The sequence below is a fragment of the Kribbella sp. NPDC004875 genome, assembly GCF_042873375.1.
Taxonomy (GTDB): Bacteria; Actinomycetota; Actinomycetes; order Propionibacteriales; family Kribbellaceae; genus Kribbella.
In genome coordinates, this window is the sequence record NZ_JBIALI010000005.1 from 61,621 (window position 1) to 75,632 (window position 14,012).

General features: G+C 68.1%; 15 protein-coding genes and 1 tRNA gene. 7 read left to right on the forward strand and 9 right to left on the reverse strand.

The window, feature by feature from the left end:
- Nucleotides 1-60 precede the first annotated feature (60 nt).
- Both ACFYRH_RS26725 and ACFYRH_RS26730 read left to right on the forward strand, forming a co-directional pair.
- Nucleotides 61-1,380, forward strand: coding sequence for a chloride channel protein (locus tag ACFYRH_RS26725; RefSeq protein ID WP_387780862.1), 1,320 nt, complete (start codon nucleotides 61-63; stop codon nucleotides 1,378-1,380).
- Between the two features lie 536 nt (nucleotides 1,381-1,916).
- Nucleotides 1,917-3,077, forward strand: a complete 1,161-nt coding sequence (locus ACFYRH_RS26730) for a helix-turn-helix domain-containing protein (RefSeq protein WP_387780865.1) — start codon at nucleotides 1,917-1,919, stop codon at nucleotides 3,075-3,077.
- 520 nt (nucleotides 3,078-3,597) lie between these two features.
- Here the strand turns inward: ACFYRH_RS26730 and ACFYRH_RS26735 are convergent.
- The 5 genes from ACFYRH_RS26735 to ACFYRH_RS26755 form a co-directional block, all read right to left on the reverse strand.
- Nucleotides 3,598-3,670 (reverse strand) — tRNA-Arg (locus ACFYRH_RS26735).
- A gap of 42 nt (nucleotides 3,671-3,712) precedes the next feature.
- Nucleotides 3,713-5,011: a hypothetical protein gene (locus ACFYRH_RS26740; RefSeq protein WP_387780868.1), complete on the reverse strand. Its 1,299-nt coding sequence runs from the start codon at nucleotides 5,009-5,011 to the stop codon at nucleotides 3,713-3,715.
- Nucleotides 5,012-5,104: 93 nt separating this feature from the next.
- Nucleotides 5,105-5,710 (reverse strand): META domain-containing protein, encoded by a 606-nt coding sequence (locus tag ACFYRH_RS26745; RefSeq protein WP_387780871.1) that lies wholly within the window; start codon nucleotides 5,708-5,710, stop codon nucleotides 5,105-5,107.
- On the reverse strand, nucleotides 5,707-6,219 hold the full coding sequence (locus ACFYRH_RS26750; protein WP_387780874.1) for a SigE family RNA polymerase sigma factor: 513 nt from the start codon (nucleotides 6,217-6,219) through the stop codon (nucleotides 5,707-5,709). The genes ACFYRH_RS26745 and ACFYRH_RS26750 overlap by 4 nt, the downstream gene beginning before the upstream one ends.
- A 248-nt stretch (nucleotides 6,220-6,467) precedes the next feature.
- Entirely contained in the window at nucleotides 6,468-7,064 is a 597-nt protein-coding gene (locus ACFYRH_RS26755) for a hypothetical protein (RefSeq protein WP_387780877.1), read from the reverse strand.
- Nucleotides 7,065-7,271: 207 nt separating this feature from the next.
- Here ACFYRH_RS26755 and ACFYRH_RS26760 point away from each other — a divergent pair, with 207 nt between their 5' ends.
- The 4 genes from ACFYRH_RS26760 to ACFYRH_RS26775 are packed head-to-tail and all read left to right on the forward strand — an operon-like array spanning nucleotide 7,272 to nucleotide 9,268.
- Nucleotides 7,272-7,979, forward strand: coding sequence for a hypothetical protein (locus ACFYRH_RS26760; RefSeq protein ID WP_387780880.1), 708 nt, complete (start codon nucleotides 7,272-7,274; stop codon nucleotides 7,977-7,979).
- Nucleotides 7,976-8,119, forward strand: a complete 144-nt coding sequence (locus tag ACFYRH_RS26765) for a hypothetical protein (RefSeq protein WP_387780883.1) — start codon at nucleotides 7,976-7,978, stop codon at nucleotides 8,117-8,119. The genes ACFYRH_RS26760 and ACFYRH_RS26765 overlap by 4 nt, the downstream gene beginning before the upstream one ends.
- Entirely contained in the window at nucleotides 8,116-8,751 is a 636-nt protein-coding gene (locus ACFYRH_RS26770) for an alpha/beta fold hydrolase (RefSeq protein ID WP_387780886.1), read from the forward strand. The genes ACFYRH_RS26765 and ACFYRH_RS26770 overlap by 4 nt, the downstream gene beginning before the upstream one ends.
- Nucleotides 8,752-8,761: 10 nt before the next feature.
- The gene (locus tag ACFYRH_RS26775) at nucleotides 8,762-9,268 is read left to right on the forward strand and encodes a GNAT family N-acetyltransferase (RefSeq protein WP_387780889.1); all 507 of its coding nucleotides are present in this window, start codon (nucleotides 8,762-8,764) and stop codon (nucleotides 9,266-9,268) included.
- Between the two features lie 30 nt (nucleotides 9,269-9,298).
- Here the strand turns inward: ACFYRH_RS26775 and mscL are convergent, their stop codons facing one another.
- The 4 genes from mscL to ACFYRH_RS26795 form a co-directional block, all read right to left on the reverse strand.
- Nucleotides 9,299-9,694, reverse strand: coding sequence for a large conductance mechanosensitive channel protein MscL (gene mscL / locus ACFYRH_RS26780; RefSeq protein WP_387780892.1), 396 nt, complete (start codon nucleotides 9,692-9,694; stop codon nucleotides 9,299-9,301).
- Between the two features lie 120 nt (nucleotides 9,695-9,814).
- Nucleotides 9,815-10,432: a hypothetical protein gene (locus tag ACFYRH_RS26785; protein WP_387780895.1), complete on the reverse strand. Its 618-nt coding sequence runs from the start codon at nucleotides 10,430-10,432 to the stop codon at nucleotides 9,815-9,817.
- 60 nt (nucleotides 10,433-10,492) lie between these two features.
- Nucleotides 10,493-10,849 (reverse strand): FmdB family zinc ribbon protein, encoded by a 357-nt coding sequence (locus ACFYRH_RS26790; protein ID WP_387780898.1) that lies wholly within the window; start codon nucleotides 10,847-10,849, stop codon nucleotides 10,493-10,495.
- A gap of 77 nt (nucleotides 10,850-10,926) precedes the next feature.
- The gene (locus tag ACFYRH_RS26795; protein WP_387780901.1) at nucleotides 10,927-11,379 is read right to left on the reverse strand and encodes a DUF1203 domain-containing protein; all 453 of its coding nucleotides are present in this window, start codon (nucleotides 11,377-11,379) and stop codon (nucleotides 10,927-10,929) included.
- 91 nt (nucleotides 11,380-11,470) lie between these two features.
- On the opposite strand from ACFYRH_RS26795, the gene ACFYRH_RS26800 reads away from it, so the two are divergent.
- A complete protein-coding gene (locus tag ACFYRH_RS26800; protein ID WP_387780904.1) occupies nucleotides 11,471-14,011 on the forward strand; it encodes a penicillin acylase family protein in 2,541 nt (846 codons plus the stop codon).
- Nucleotide 14,012: the final 1 nt, after the last annotated feature.

Genomic DNA, 14,012 nt, shown 5'->3' on the forward strand with positions numbered 1-14,012 from the left:
CCCTAGCGTTCAAGACATGGTTGTTGCCGGTTGGCGTCATTCTGGGCTGAGGAACAGGTCGTGACCGCGGCTCCCGGGCAAGGCCCCGCTCCGCCGGTCACCCAGCACCGGGATTTCTGGGTGCTGATCGGGTACGCCGTGGTGCTCGGGGTGTTCGGAGCGTTCGCCGGGTTGATCTTCATCGGCGTGCTCACGCTCGGCGGCAAGTGGTACAGCGATGCCGATTCGGGCTGGTTCGGCGGCAAGTGGTGGTGGATCGCGGTCGCCGTGGCAGCGGGTGTCCTGGTCGGTCTGGTACGTCGTTTGCTGCATGTCCCGTGGAAGACTCCCGGGCTGTTCGACGACCTGCAGACCGAGCACGTCGACACTCGGCTGGTGCCCGGGATCGCGGCCGTCTCGACGGTGTCGCTGATCGGGGGCGCCAGCCTCGGCCCGGAGAAGGCGCTGGGAGCCATGGGCGGTGGCGTCGGAAGCTGGCTCGCCGAGCGACGAAGGCTCAAGACCGAGAACGCCGGGGTGAACACTCTGGCCGGTTTCGCCGGCGCCTACGGCGGGCTGTTCTCCAGCCCGGTGATCGTGGTGCTGCTGATCCTGGAGGTCGCCCGTCCGGGCGGACGGCGGCTCACCAAGGCCCTGGCCGCACAGACCGTGGCATCGAGCATCTCGTTCGCCGTCTACTTCGTCATCGCCGGCGCTGCGTTCCTCGACGACTACCAGGTTCCGGCCTACACGTTCAAGGACTGGCAACTCCTGGCCGGGATCGCGCTGGGCCTGTTCGCCGCTCTGGTCGTGACGTTGCTCGCCGGATTCATGCTCGGCGCGGCACGGTTGTTCGAGCGGCTGAAACTCCCCGAGCTGACCAAGCCGGTGCTCGGCGGGTTGATCTTCGGGATCGTCGGGGTGGCCCTGCCACTGACCATGTTCAACGGCAGCGACCAGTTGAAGGTCGTGCTCGACCAGGCGGGCGGCCTCGGCCTGGGCCTGCTCGTGGCCCTGGTGATCGCGAAGATGCTCACCTTCGCCGTCAGCCAGGGCAGCGGCTTCATCGGCGGGCCGATCTTCCCGTCGCTGTTCATCGGCGGCACGGCCGGAGTCATCGTGCACCAGGTCATCCCCGGCGTACCGCTCGGACTGGCGTTCACCTGCATGCTCGCCGCCGTCCCGGGCGCGATGGTGTCCGCTCCGTTCGCGATGGTTCTGATGACCGCGTTCCTGACTCAGGTAGGGGCCCTGCAGACCGCGCCCATCCTGATCGCGGTCGTGACCGCCTTCCTCACCCTCGAAGGCGTCAAGTACTTCCTGGCCACCCGCAAACAGTCCCGCACCACGAAAGCACCCCGAACAGCCGCCCCCCAACCGGAACCCTCAGACGGCCCATGACCCGCTAGGTGCCCCCGGCAGGATTCGAACCTGCGACGCACGGTTTAGGAAACGTCCTGATCAGTCACCGACGGTGGACGGCGGTGTGGCGGCGGATAGCGGGTGAATCGGCCGAGGGCCCGTGCAAAAGGCGATATCGAGTCTGCCGACGACGACGAAGTCCATGGAGCGGAGATCGTGGCTGAACGGCCGAACGGGTAGTTGGCAGGCGGGACCAGCGCGGACGCAGGGATCAACACGCCAGCCCCGCCGGATCAATTGGAGTTAGTCATCCAGCCACTCCGCGCCGGTGCTGTCGCGGTGGTAGCCGTTATGGTGCCCGAGGATGCATCGACAGCCGGTCGTGGGGTTTTCTCCGTCGCAGTCGATGTCTTGCGCAGCCCGTAGTTCCGGCCAGCGTGTGCCGTCCTTCAGGGGTCCCCGCGTTCGGTCGTTCATGGTTGGAGCATCACCCCTACAGCGCGCCGGATCGATCATTCCCGCGTATCCCTCAGCATCGGGAGACAGGGATACAAGGCGTAGGTGACACTGGGGTCATGACGTTCGGGAGTCGTCTCCGTGAGTACCGTGATCATCGCGGGTGGTCGCTGGGCGATCTGGCGCGGGCAACCCACTTCAGCCGGTCCTACCTGTCCAACGTGGAGAACGGACGGAAGCCAGCCACCGAGGACGTGGCGCGGAGATGTGATGAAGCTCTGCGGGCGAAGGGCGAGCTCATCGCCGCAGCGAGGCAGGACGCGACTACGAAGCTCAGCGATCGGCCGTGGCAGACGGCCGAACTGGTCTCCCGGCTTCAGACGTCAGACACGACACCGAACACGATTGAGGCTCTGCAATCGACGGTTGAGGAGTTGTGCTGCCAGTACAACCGGCGTGATGCGCTGGAACTGCGTACCGAGGCTCACGAGTGGTTGCAGTACGTCGGAAGCCTTTTGCGGCGGCCGGTTGGCCTGAAGGCGCATACGGATCTGTTGGTGGCTGGCGGTTGGCTGGCGTTACTTGCGGGATGTGTTGAGTACGACCTGGGGATGGGCACGGCTGCAGAATCCACGCGGGTAGCGGCCGCTCAGTTGGGCATTGAAGCAGGGCACCCGGAGATCGTGGGGTGGGGGCACGAGATGACTGCGTGGTTCGCGTTGACGCAGGGACGGTTCCGGCAGGCCGTCGACTCATCGCGGCGGGGACAGGCAGCAGCCCCGGGAACCAGTGTGCAGGTGCAGCTCATTGCTCAGGAAGCGAAGGCGAGAGCGCGCCTCGGTGAGTCTGGATTGGCGTCGGTGCTTGAGTCCGGCCGTGACCTGCTCGATGCGTTGCCGTACCCCGACCGGCCGGACAACCACTTCAAGGTTGATCCGGCGAAGTGGGACTACTACGCGATGGACGTGCACCGCATGGCGCAGGACAACGCGCAGGCGGGCGACTACGCAACATCCGTGATCCGCGACAACATCGCGCCGGACGGGACCGAGCTAAGCCCGATGCGGATTGCGGAGTGCAGATTGACGCTGGCGTTCGTCGCCGGTCGCGAAGGTGACCTGGAGGCGGCTGTCGGCCTAGGCGTCGAAGGGCTCAAGGATGGCCGGCAGAGCAAGGTGCATCTACGGATGATCGCGAGTGAGCTTGACCAGGAGCTACGCCACCGGTTCCCCGGTGAGGGAGCCGTGAGCGGGCTAGAGGATGCGATGCGAGCCGTGTAGCGGTGACCTTGACCCCGGAGCGTTGCGCGCGGCTGGCGAGGTTGGGCTGAACCGCCGTCCGGGTCCCTCCGGCCCATCCCGACCCCTGAACCCATGAGAGCCGCGTCTAGCCATGCAGCCGGGAGCGCCTACCCTGGAACGCAGAACACCTCGGTCACTTACCCTGACCGGGGTGTTCCTGTTGCCGTGATTCAGTTGTGGGTTACGGCTGGCTCAGGCCTACATGCCTTTGACTCGCCGCTGGCCGGTGAAGAAACCCACAGTTGCAGACGCTCATGCCGCAGCCTTCCGCGTCCGCGCCGTCTTCGTGGCCTTCGCCGCGGTCGCCTTCTTGGCGCCAGCCTTCTGCGCCGGAACCCTGGCGGCCGTCTACACGGAGCGTGACTAGAGGCGGCCGAGACCGCCGGGGCCGACCGAGACGGGCCCAGCCCGAGCGCAACAGCGCTGTGCGTCGTCAGGGTCAGAGCGGGCGATCACATAGAACTGCCGGTATCCCTTTTAGACATGGGATACCGGCCAGTGCCCCCGGCAGGATTCGAACCTGCGACGCACGGTTTAGGAAACCGACGCTCTATCCCCTGAGCTACGGGGGCGCACGCGGGGACAGCTTAGCGGAGGTGCGGGTGTGGTCGGGGTCAGCCGGTGAGGGCGGTGACGCCGAGGTGGCCGGTGATGGATTTGTAGCGTTCTGCGTAGAGAGTGGTGCAGCGGGAGGCAGCGCAGCCGGCGCCGGCGAAGGCGATGCCGCGGATGGTGGCCGAGCTGCTGCCGCGACGGGAGTAGACCGGGCCACCGGAGTCGCCGCCGATGATCGCGACCAGGCCGCCGCGGGTCGCGCGGATCACGTACGTCGTGCACCCGTCGGCATCGCAGTACTTCGCCGACGTCGAACGGACCGTGAGGCCGCAGACCGACGTACTGAAGCTGCCGGACTGGCAGACGACCGTGCCGACGCCGGGGTCGCCGCCGCCGGTGACCGTCCGGGTGGCGATCGTGTCGCCGGGACCGTCGGTCCAGATCTTCGGGCCGTACGCGCTACCGGTGACCAGCGACTGGTCGTAGTCCGGGTAGTTCGTCCGCACCGTGGTGGTGCCGTAGTAGTTCGTGCCGGACTTCCAGACCGTCCCGCGCTGACCGCAATGGCCGGCGGTCACCGAGCCGCGCTGGCCGTTGGACCGCCGTACGACGGAGAAACCGGCCGTGCAGTTCTTCAGCGCCGACGTGATCCGGGCACCGCCCCAGTGACCGCCCTTCGGGGTGTCACTGAGCCGGGACGTGCGCGCGAGCGAACCCGCGACGAGCTGTACGCCGGACAGCTCGCGAAGGCCGGCCTGGGACTCGGGGGAGGTGGTCGCCGCGTCGTACTCGACCACGACGTTCTCGCTGACCGGGTCGAGGTCGGCGGCGAAGGTCGTCCGGGACGCGTCGGCGGACCACGAGCGGTCGCCGACGGCGTTCCACGCGTCGGCGATGGACTTGGCCGAGCGGCAGCTGCGCTCGACCTTCACCATCCGCTTGCCCGCCGCCGGGAGGTTCCTGGCCATCGCGGACTGGTACTTCTTCGTGTCCAGCGTCGCGGAGTCGACGACGACCTTGTACCCGCTGGTGGCCGAGCCGACCACGCCGATGATGCCCTGGCTGAGCCCGTACGGGAGGCCTGACTTCGGGCGGCCGGTCGCGTCGAGCGGCTCGAGGGAGTCGACCGCCGCGGAGATGCCGTCGCCGAGCGACTCACCGAGCGGGCGCGCGTCGGAGCTCGACGTCGGCTGGGAGAGCCGTTTCGCATCGGTCGAGCTCGTACTCGGCTGGGCATGCGAGCACGCCACCATGCCTGTCGTACCCGCCACCGCTCCCGACGAGGGCACGGTGAGGGCGACTGCGAAGAGTGAGGCTGAGCCGAGTGTGAGCAGCGGGACGGTAACAGAGAGTCGCACGAAGCTCCCCAGATCGGTGGACCAAACACCTAGATGGTCCGGTCAGGTACTCCGTTCCGTCAAGACGTGATCACCGTCCGCGAGCAATTGCGACTACCGTGCGCGAGCGTAACTCGCAAGTTGGTGCCCGTCGGTCGCGAAGAACTGCAGGGTGTCGCCGTCCACCGCGACCCGCTTGGCCGCCTGCAGTACGCCGGTATGCGGCACGTTGTCGCACCCGATCATGTGCTGCGGACCCGAGGTCGCCGTGAACGCGCCGCGCTGACCGATCGTGTACGTCCCCTGCAGCGCGTTGCAGCCGTCCGAACCGGTCCACGTGCCGTCGGGGCGCAGCGTCAGCACCGGATCCTGCGGCCGGGACGTCTTCAGCGCCTTGAAGCCGGCCATCTCCACCGCACGCCAGGTGCCGGACACGGTCTGGGCCGTCAGCGGCTTCGTCTGCGCTGTCGGCGAGCCCACAGCCGGCACAGCGGCCACCCGAGGCTGGGACGGCTTGTTCTGCGAGCCGGCCAGCCCGAAGCCGACGACAGCGACCACCGCCACAGCGGCCGCGGCCGCGCCGGAGACGACCCAGGTACGGCGCTGGGCGCGGCGGGCGCCCGTCGTGGCGCGCTCGGTCAGGCCGGTGCTCTGCGGCACCGAGGCCGCGGCGCGTTCGAAGGTACTGCGCAGGTCATCCTCGAGATCGGTGTTGCTCACGACAACCTCTCATCGACACGATGGGACTCGCCGGCCCCTGAGTACGTTGGATTCCGCCGCAGCGACGCGAGCGCCCGGCTGGCGGTCGCACGCACCGAAGACGGTTTGATGCCGAGCACGTCGGCGATCGTCTGGTCGTCGAGGTCCTGGTAGTAGCGCAGGACCAGCACGACCCGCTCCCGGGCGGACAGCGTCGCCAAGGATCGCCACAGGTCATCGGAGTTCGCGATGTCGGTGGCGTGATCCGGGACGGTGCGCTGCGGTTCGATATCGGCCGTCGGGGCCTCGGTGTACGAGCGCCGCCGGGTCATCGACAGGAACTCGTTCACCAGGATCCGCCGGACGTAGTGGTGCGGATCGTCGGCCTTGCGCACCTTCCGCCAGGAACGGAACGCCTGCATCAACGCGATCTGCGCCAGGTCCTCCGCACGCTGGTAGTCGCCGGAGACGGTGAACCCGAGCCGCACCAGTTCCTGTCCGCGGGCGGACACGTACTCCTCGAACTCCACTCGCCACTCCCTGGCTGGGCGTACAACTCCTCACACCTATTAGACGCATCGACCCGCCCAGCTGATGCAACCGTTCCCGCACAGTTCCATCTCGCCGACGGGGTACGTCGGCACGCGGGCAGCCGCGGTGGTTCACGGGCACACCTGCTGCCGCAACCTGCCTTGCGGGTCGACCTCGAGAGGGACCCGCAAGGCAGGCGCGGGTGGCCCGCTCCGGACGGCTTCGGGGTGCGCGTCCGGCGCGGGGGTCAGCGGAGGCCGAGGGACTTGATCAGCTCGGCGCTCACCTGGCGCGGGGCCGGGAGGGTGCCGGGCTTGCCCTGGCCTTCCAGCGAGGTCGCCACCAGCCGGTGGCACCCGAATGCTTCAGCGGTGAACGACAGCACGCCGCGGTCGTTGTCGGTGAAGCGCAGGACGTAGGTGGGTCCGAGTTCCTTCGTGCACATGGCCGGCTTCTTCGCGACGGGTTTCGCCGCGTTCACCAAGGCGAACAGTGCGGTTGCCTGCTTGCCGTTACGTTTGCTGGTCACGGTCGCGTAGTCCTGCCCGGCCGCCTGTGGGTCGTACTGGCAGATCGTCACGCTGACCGGCTGGAACGTCGACGCGGCGACGCCCTGGCCCCAGACCACCTTGTCGGCGGCCGTGCGAACAGCGGTGATGGTCTCGGGGCAGTCCGTGCTGGGGGTGCCGCTGGGGGTGGCTGACGGGCTGGGGGTGGTCGGTGTATCCGTGGGCTGGGCGGCGGGCGGGGACGAGGCGTTCTCGGAGCCGCAGGCGGCGGCAAATCCGAGTACAGCCACGACGAGCGTCGCACCGATCAGGCCCCGTGTCCGTAGTGCACTCACGACTCGGTCCTTCCGGGTTGGCAAGGTCCACCATCATGGTGGAACGGGGTCACGCAGTGCGTGCCAGAACATCACGGCGGCGCGTCTTTCCGGTCACGTCGCCGGATCGTGCGGCAACCGAGGCACAGCTGTAACGCGGGCGTACTGGTCGCCGAACGCGCCGTCGGACGCGCCGCGTCGGCTTGCCGATGTCTACGATGCTGTGTCGTGGGCCGGAAGAAGAACGCCGCCGCGGCGGCCGCGGCGCGGGAACGCGAGGAGTGGCAGCTCGGTGTCGACTGGGCACGCTGGCTGCTCGCCGGCAACGCGCCCCAGGAACTGACCATGTACGGGCTCGTCCTCGACCAGGGCGAGCGCGCGTACATCCAGACCACCGCGCAGTACGCCCGGTTGTACGGCGGCAACGGCCGCTACACCGCCAGCGGCGGCTTCGTGATCGGCCGGCCCGCGCTGGTCCTCGGGCTGATGGCCGCCAACGCCGCGGTGAACGCGAGCCGGAAGGCCGCGGCCAAGCGGGACATGCAGCAGTCGTGGCGCGACGTCCAGGAACTCCCGGTCGTGGCGACGAACTATCGCCTGCTCTGCCATCTGCCCGCGAAGGGCTGGATGAGCTTCTACTACAGCGCAGTGCAGGAGTTCTACCCCGATCCGGCGAACTGGACGATCACCTTCGCGTTCCAGAACGCCGTACCGCTGCGGCTGGCCGGTCTGGCGACGCCGACCCTGTCGGTGCTGACCTCGTGGGCCGTGCTCGGGACCAATCGGTGGCACGGTGAACCGGGGATCGCGCCGCTGATCCAGGAGGCCGTCGGATCGCAGCTCGGCGGCGGCTCCGCCGGCCAGATCCAGGGCGAGGTGGTCGAGGGCGAAATCGGTCCCGGCGACCCACGGCGACTCGGTAATCTGGACCTATGACGAGCCCGTACGAAGACGACGAGCCGCTGCTGCCGGAGCAGACCCGTGACGACGACCCGCGGACCTGGGGTGACAACGACTTCGGCGCCGCGGACGACGACGAGCGCATCCTGAACGAGGTCCCCCCGCACCACGGGTGAGCGCGTCCGTCCTGCTGGTCCACGGCGGCCTCTGGGAAGCCATGGACGCCGGCGCGTTCTGGGGTACGACGGGAGTCACCGACGGTCTGACCGCCGCACTCGCCCCGCACGGCCTGGACGTGCTGACGCCCGATCGGCCGCGACATGCCAGCGCGTGGGCCCTCGAGGCCGCGGCGCTCGGTGAACACCTGGCGAAACTCTCCGGTCCGGTAAGAATCGTTGGCGCCTCCAATGGATGTACCGTCGCGGTCCTGCTGGCGTTGAGGTTTCCGGAACTGGTCGATCGCCTCCTGCTGGCCTGGCCCGCGACCGGCGACGACACCGCGCTGAACGAGCGGACCAGGGGCCGGTTGGTGGCCGCCGGCTGCCCGCCCGACGCCGCCGACGAGCTGCTGTCGAGTGGGGTACTACGAGGTGTCACAGAGGTCGAACTGGCCGCGCTGACCCGTTTTCGGGTGGCGGTCCTGCCGTCGGTACCGGAGAATCCGTCACATCAGCGGAAGACGGTCGACGCGCTGCTGCGGTCGATTCGGGGGAGTCATGAGCTGGCCGGGTGTCCGGAACCGCCGACGCCCGCCTTCCCGCCGTCCCTGGATCAGCTGGTGCGAACGATCGTGGAGTTCGTCAACTGAGGGGGAGCGCGTGGAGCTTCGGGGGTTTTCCGACGGGTACGGCGTCCAGGTCGCGAGCTGGGCGCTGAACGAGAGGGAAGTGGCTTTGCTGTCCGGGCGGGTGGAGTATCCCTTCCCGGCGGACCTGCGGACGAGCTGGCGGACGATCGAGGAGGACATCCACTCCTATCTGCTGTTCGACGGTGAGCGTCCGGTCGGGTACGGCGAGGTGTGGCTGGACGACGAGGAGGACGAGGTCGAGCTCGCCCGGATCATCGTGGACCCGAAGGTCCGGGGCCGCGGGTTCGGCGGCGAGCTGGTCCGGGCACTGCTCGGGCCGGCCCTCGACGCCGGCTACTCGGAGGTGTTCGTCCGGGTCCGGCCGGAGAACGCCCCGGCGATCCGGGCCTATCACGGCAGCGGATTCGTCGATGTCCCGGCCGCGTTGATGGAGGAGTGGAACGACGGGCAACCGGTCCCGTACCGCTGGATGCGGTACGCCGGTGAGCAGGTGGACGCCGGCGAGCTCATTGGCTGAGGGTGTGCGCCCACCTGCCGATGGCAGGTCTTACGGCTGACGGGCGCGCAGCAGGTCGCGGATCTCGGACAGCAGCTCCTGGTCCGTGGTCAGTGGCGTGGTCTCCGGCTCTGGCTCCTGACCGCGCTTGCGGCGCTCGGCCAGTTTGTTCAGCGGCATCACGATGAAGAAGTACACGGCTGCCGCGACGAACAGGAAGTTCAGCGCCGCGTCCAGGATCAGGCCGATCGAGAACGTCGCGCCGTTGATTTTGAAGCTCCAGACCTTGGAGATGTCTGTCTTGCCGAAGATCGCCGCGACCAGCGGGTTGATCAGACCGTCCACGAGGGCGGTGACGATCTTCCCGAACGCGGCGCCGATGACGACGGCGACCGCGAGGTCGACGACGTTGCCGCGCATGATGAATTCTTTGAAGCCCTTGAGCATGTGGGGTGCCTCCACGAAGCGGGTGGGATGTACCCGGACAAGCTAGGGCCGCGGAGCCGCGAGAGCGAGGTACCGCGCCGGTCAGGGAACGCTTCGCGCTCTGACCAGTCCGCTCAGTGATCAGCTGGTGTCGTGGGTCAGGGCCACGGTGAGTCGAGCGCTCGTACCGGCCTGGGCCAGTCTGCCCGCGATCTCGGGTGTGGTTGCGATCACGATCAGCGCGCCGGAGGTCGCCGAGCTCGGAGCCGGGAGGGTAATCACCGGGACAGCTTCGGCGAGTAGGACCGCGGCGTCCGCGGTCGTGCTCGTCGCGGCGTACACGTTCAGCTTGTCGCCGACGCGGAGGAGCGCGCTGATGTCGGCGTCGTCGATGCGGAACGGATAGGCGAGCAAGCCGCGAGGCACGGCCGGTGGAGCCAGGAATCTGGCGTCGGTGAGTGGTTCCCCAGATCTGACCGGGCCGCTCAACACGCGAGCGCCGAGGTCGGCGCCTGGTTTGAGCGCGCCGGTCGGCACCACGCCGGGTGGTAGGTCGACGGTGCGGAGGTCGTCGCGCGTGGGCACGGCGCCGCCGGTCAGGTCGCGGGCAGCCGCGAGCACCGCGACCGTCGGTGGCGGTGCGGGGGAGAGCGCCAGAAGGCCGAAGTACACGGCGGCCGCGGCGGCGACGCCGGCGAGGAGCCGACGGTGCCACCGGGCGGCGCGAATCAGGTCACGAAGTGCGGAGTGGATTTTCATGCCGGAGAAGGTACGAGTTTCGCCGGCACCCTCTCGTCAGTTATCCACAGGCGCGGTGGTTCAGGCGGCGCTGGTGCCCGAGGACGACGAGCCGCTCGAGGACGAGCCGGACGACGAGGAGGACCCCGACGACGAAGAACCGGACGACGAGCTGCCGGACGACGAGCCCGACCCGTTCGAGGACGAGCTGGACGAGCCCGAGGAGGACTCGGACTTCGCCGGCACCGAGCTCTTGCCGGAGGATCGGCTGTCGGTCCGGTAGAACCCGGATCCCTTGAACACGACGCCCACGGCGTTGAAGACCTTGCGCAGGTTGCCCTGGCAGTTGGGGCACACGGTCAGCGCGTCGTCCGTGAAGCTCTGGCGCACCTCGAGCGCTTCGCCACAGTCGGTGCACTGGTACTGGTACGTCGGCACGGTCGGTTCCCTTCAAGCCGCTGGCACTCCTACTACCCGACTGCTAATAATGCGCCAGCGGCCCGAAGTATTCCAACTCAGCCCTGTCGCCGCACTGTGAAGTTCCAGCAGCCGGCCACCACGTTCCGCACCTGGACGCTGTCCACCGCAGGATCCTCGAACAGTCGTTTGAGCTCGATTTCGCTCGTCCCAGGATCCGCGACGACGCCGTCCAGCATCTGACCGTCCGCGGTGTACGGGCGGAGAACCGCACGCCGGTCCCGGTAGTCGATCGGGAAGCTGCCGGCGGCCGGCGCCGGGCAGGCGGACAGGTGGACGAACACCGGCCCGACCTCGGCGTACGGTCCGCCGGCGGTCATCGGGCGGTGCGCGACCAGCGCGATGCGCTCGCCCGCGCCGGCGACCGTGAGGCAGCAGCGCAGTGGCTCACCGCCCTCGGACACCCGCGGAACGACGGTGTTCCCGAAGTCGTCGTAGCCGTTGCAGCGGATCCGGTCCAGCGCGGAAACGGGGACTGCCTCATACCTCAACTGTGCGTCCATGTCGAGGGAACGCAGAGCAACGCAAAGTTGTGAGGGACTCCATTTGGGGAGGGCGGGGGGATTCTCTACGGTTGGGTCCGTGCGTCGCCTGCTTCGAGCTCTCATCTACAGCGGAATCGCCCTCATCACGCTTCTCGTGGTGATCGCGGGAACCGTTGTCTTCGTCGTCCGCCACTCGTTCCCGACGTACGACGGGACGATCGAACTCGACGGTCTGGACGCCGACGTCAGCGTCGTCCGGGACGCCAACGGCATCCCGCAGATCTACGCCGACTCCCCGGCCGACCTGTTCGCCGCGCAAGGCTACGTGCACGCGCAGGACCGGTTCTTCGAGATGGACTTCCGGCGGCACGTCACCTCCGGCCGGCTGACCGAGCTGTTCGGCAAGACGGCGCTGGAGACCGACAAGTTCGTCCGGACGCTCGGCTGGCGGCGGGTCGCGGAGCAGGAGCTGCCGCTGCTCAGCCCGACCACCCGGGAGTACCTCGACGACTACGCCCGCGGCGTCAACGCGTACCTGTCGAAGCACAGCGGCTCCGGGCTCAGCCTGGAGTACGGCATCCTCTCACTGCAGCCCGGTGGCCCGAAGAACTACACCCCGGAGCCCTGGACCGCGGCGGACTCGCTGGCCTGGCTGAAGGCGATGGCGTGGGACCTCGGCGGCAACCTGGACGAGGAGATCACCCGGACCAAGCTGCTGTCGGCGTTCCCGGCACGCAACATCGAGAGCCTCTACCCGCAGTACCCGTACGAGCGGAACCAGCCGATCATGGAGTCCGGCTCGATCGGCAAGAACGGCAAGTTCACCACCACGCCGGTCAGCACCGAGGTCCGCCGGAGCATGCTCACGAAGGACCTGCTCGGGTCGCTGGACTCGGTGCAGAAGGTCGCCAAGGGCCTGCCGCAGCTGCTCGGACAGGGTGACGGCGTCGGCTCGAACTCCTGGGTCGTCTCGGGTGACCACACCACCACCGGCAAACCGCTGCTGGCCAACGACCCGCACCTGGGCGCCACCATGCCGGGCATCTGGACGCAGGTCGGTCTGCACTGCAACAACGTCGGCAAGACCTGTCCGTTCGACGTCTCCGGCTTCAGCTTCTCCGGCCTGCCCGGCGTGGTGATCGGTCACAACAACGCGATCTCCTGGGGCTTCACCAACCTCGACCCCGACGTCCAGGACCTGTACCTGGAGCGGATCGACGGCAACAACGTCCTCTACAACAACAAGTGGCGCGCGATGACCACGCGCGAGGAGACGTTCAAGATCGCCGGCCAGGACGACCCGGTGAAGATCACCGTCCGCGAGACCCGGCACGGTCCGCTGATCTCGGACGTCGGCGAGGACGAGAAGAAGGTCGGCGAGCAGGCCGCGGCGCAGGCGAAGTACCCGAAGGCGTACGGCGTGGCGCTGCAGTGGACCGCGCTGAACCCAGGACGCACCGCCGACGCGCTGTTCGCGATCAACACCGCCCAGGACTGGACCCAGTTCCGGGCCGCCGCCGCGCAGTTCCAGGTGCCTTCGCAGAACCTCGTGTACGCCGACACCGAAGGCCACATCGGCTACCAGTCGCCCGGACTGATCCCGATCCGGGCCACCGGTCGTGGCGACTGGCCGGTGCCCGGGTGGGACCCGAAGTACAACTGGAAGGGCTACATCCCGTTCGACGCGTTGCCGAACGAGTTCGATCCACCGAGCGGGATCATCGTCACCGCCAACCAGGCCGTGGTGCCGAACACCTACACGTACTACCTGACGAACTCGTGGGACTACGGCTACCGCTCGCAGCAGATCCTGGACCGGATCAAGGACGCCGGGAAGCTGGACGCGAACGCGATGGCGTCGATCCAGCTGGACACCAAGAACAAGGCCGCCGAGATGGTGGTGCCGTACCTGCTGCAGATCAGCATCGACGACGCGTTCGACAAGCAAGGTCAGGACACCCTGCGGAACTGGGACTTCACCCAGCCGGCGGACTCCGCGGCCGCGGCGTACTTCAACGTGGTCTGGCGCAACCTGCTCGCGCTGACGTTCCACGACCAGCTCCCCGAAGGCACCTGGCCGGACGGTGGGTCACGCTGGTTCGAGGTGATCCACAACCTGCTCGGCCAGCCGAACAGCGGCTGGTGGGACAACATCCGTACGCCGCAGCGGGAGAGCCGCGACGACATCCTGCGCGAGGCGCTGGTCAACGCCCGGACCGAGATCACGCAGAAGATGGCGCGTGAGCCGTCCAACTGGCAGTGGGGCCGCCTGCACAAGCTCACGCTGACCAACCAGACCCTGGGTACGTCCGGCGTCGGCGTGGTCGAGAAGATCTTCAACCGCGGCCCGTACGAGCTCGGCGGCGGCACGTCGATCGTCGACGCGACCTCCTGGGACGCCTCCGAGGGGTACCAGGTGACCTCGACTCCGTCGATGCGGATGGTCGTCGACCTGTCCGACTTCGACCAGTCCCGCTGGGTGAACCTGACCGGCGTGTCAGGTCACGCGTTCTCGTCGAACTACACCGACCAGACCGACCTGTGGGTCAAGGGCCAGACGCTCCAGTGGGCGTACACCAAGGGCGCGGTCGAGGCGACCCGCAAGCACTCGCTGACCTTCACGAAGCCCGGCAGCTAGC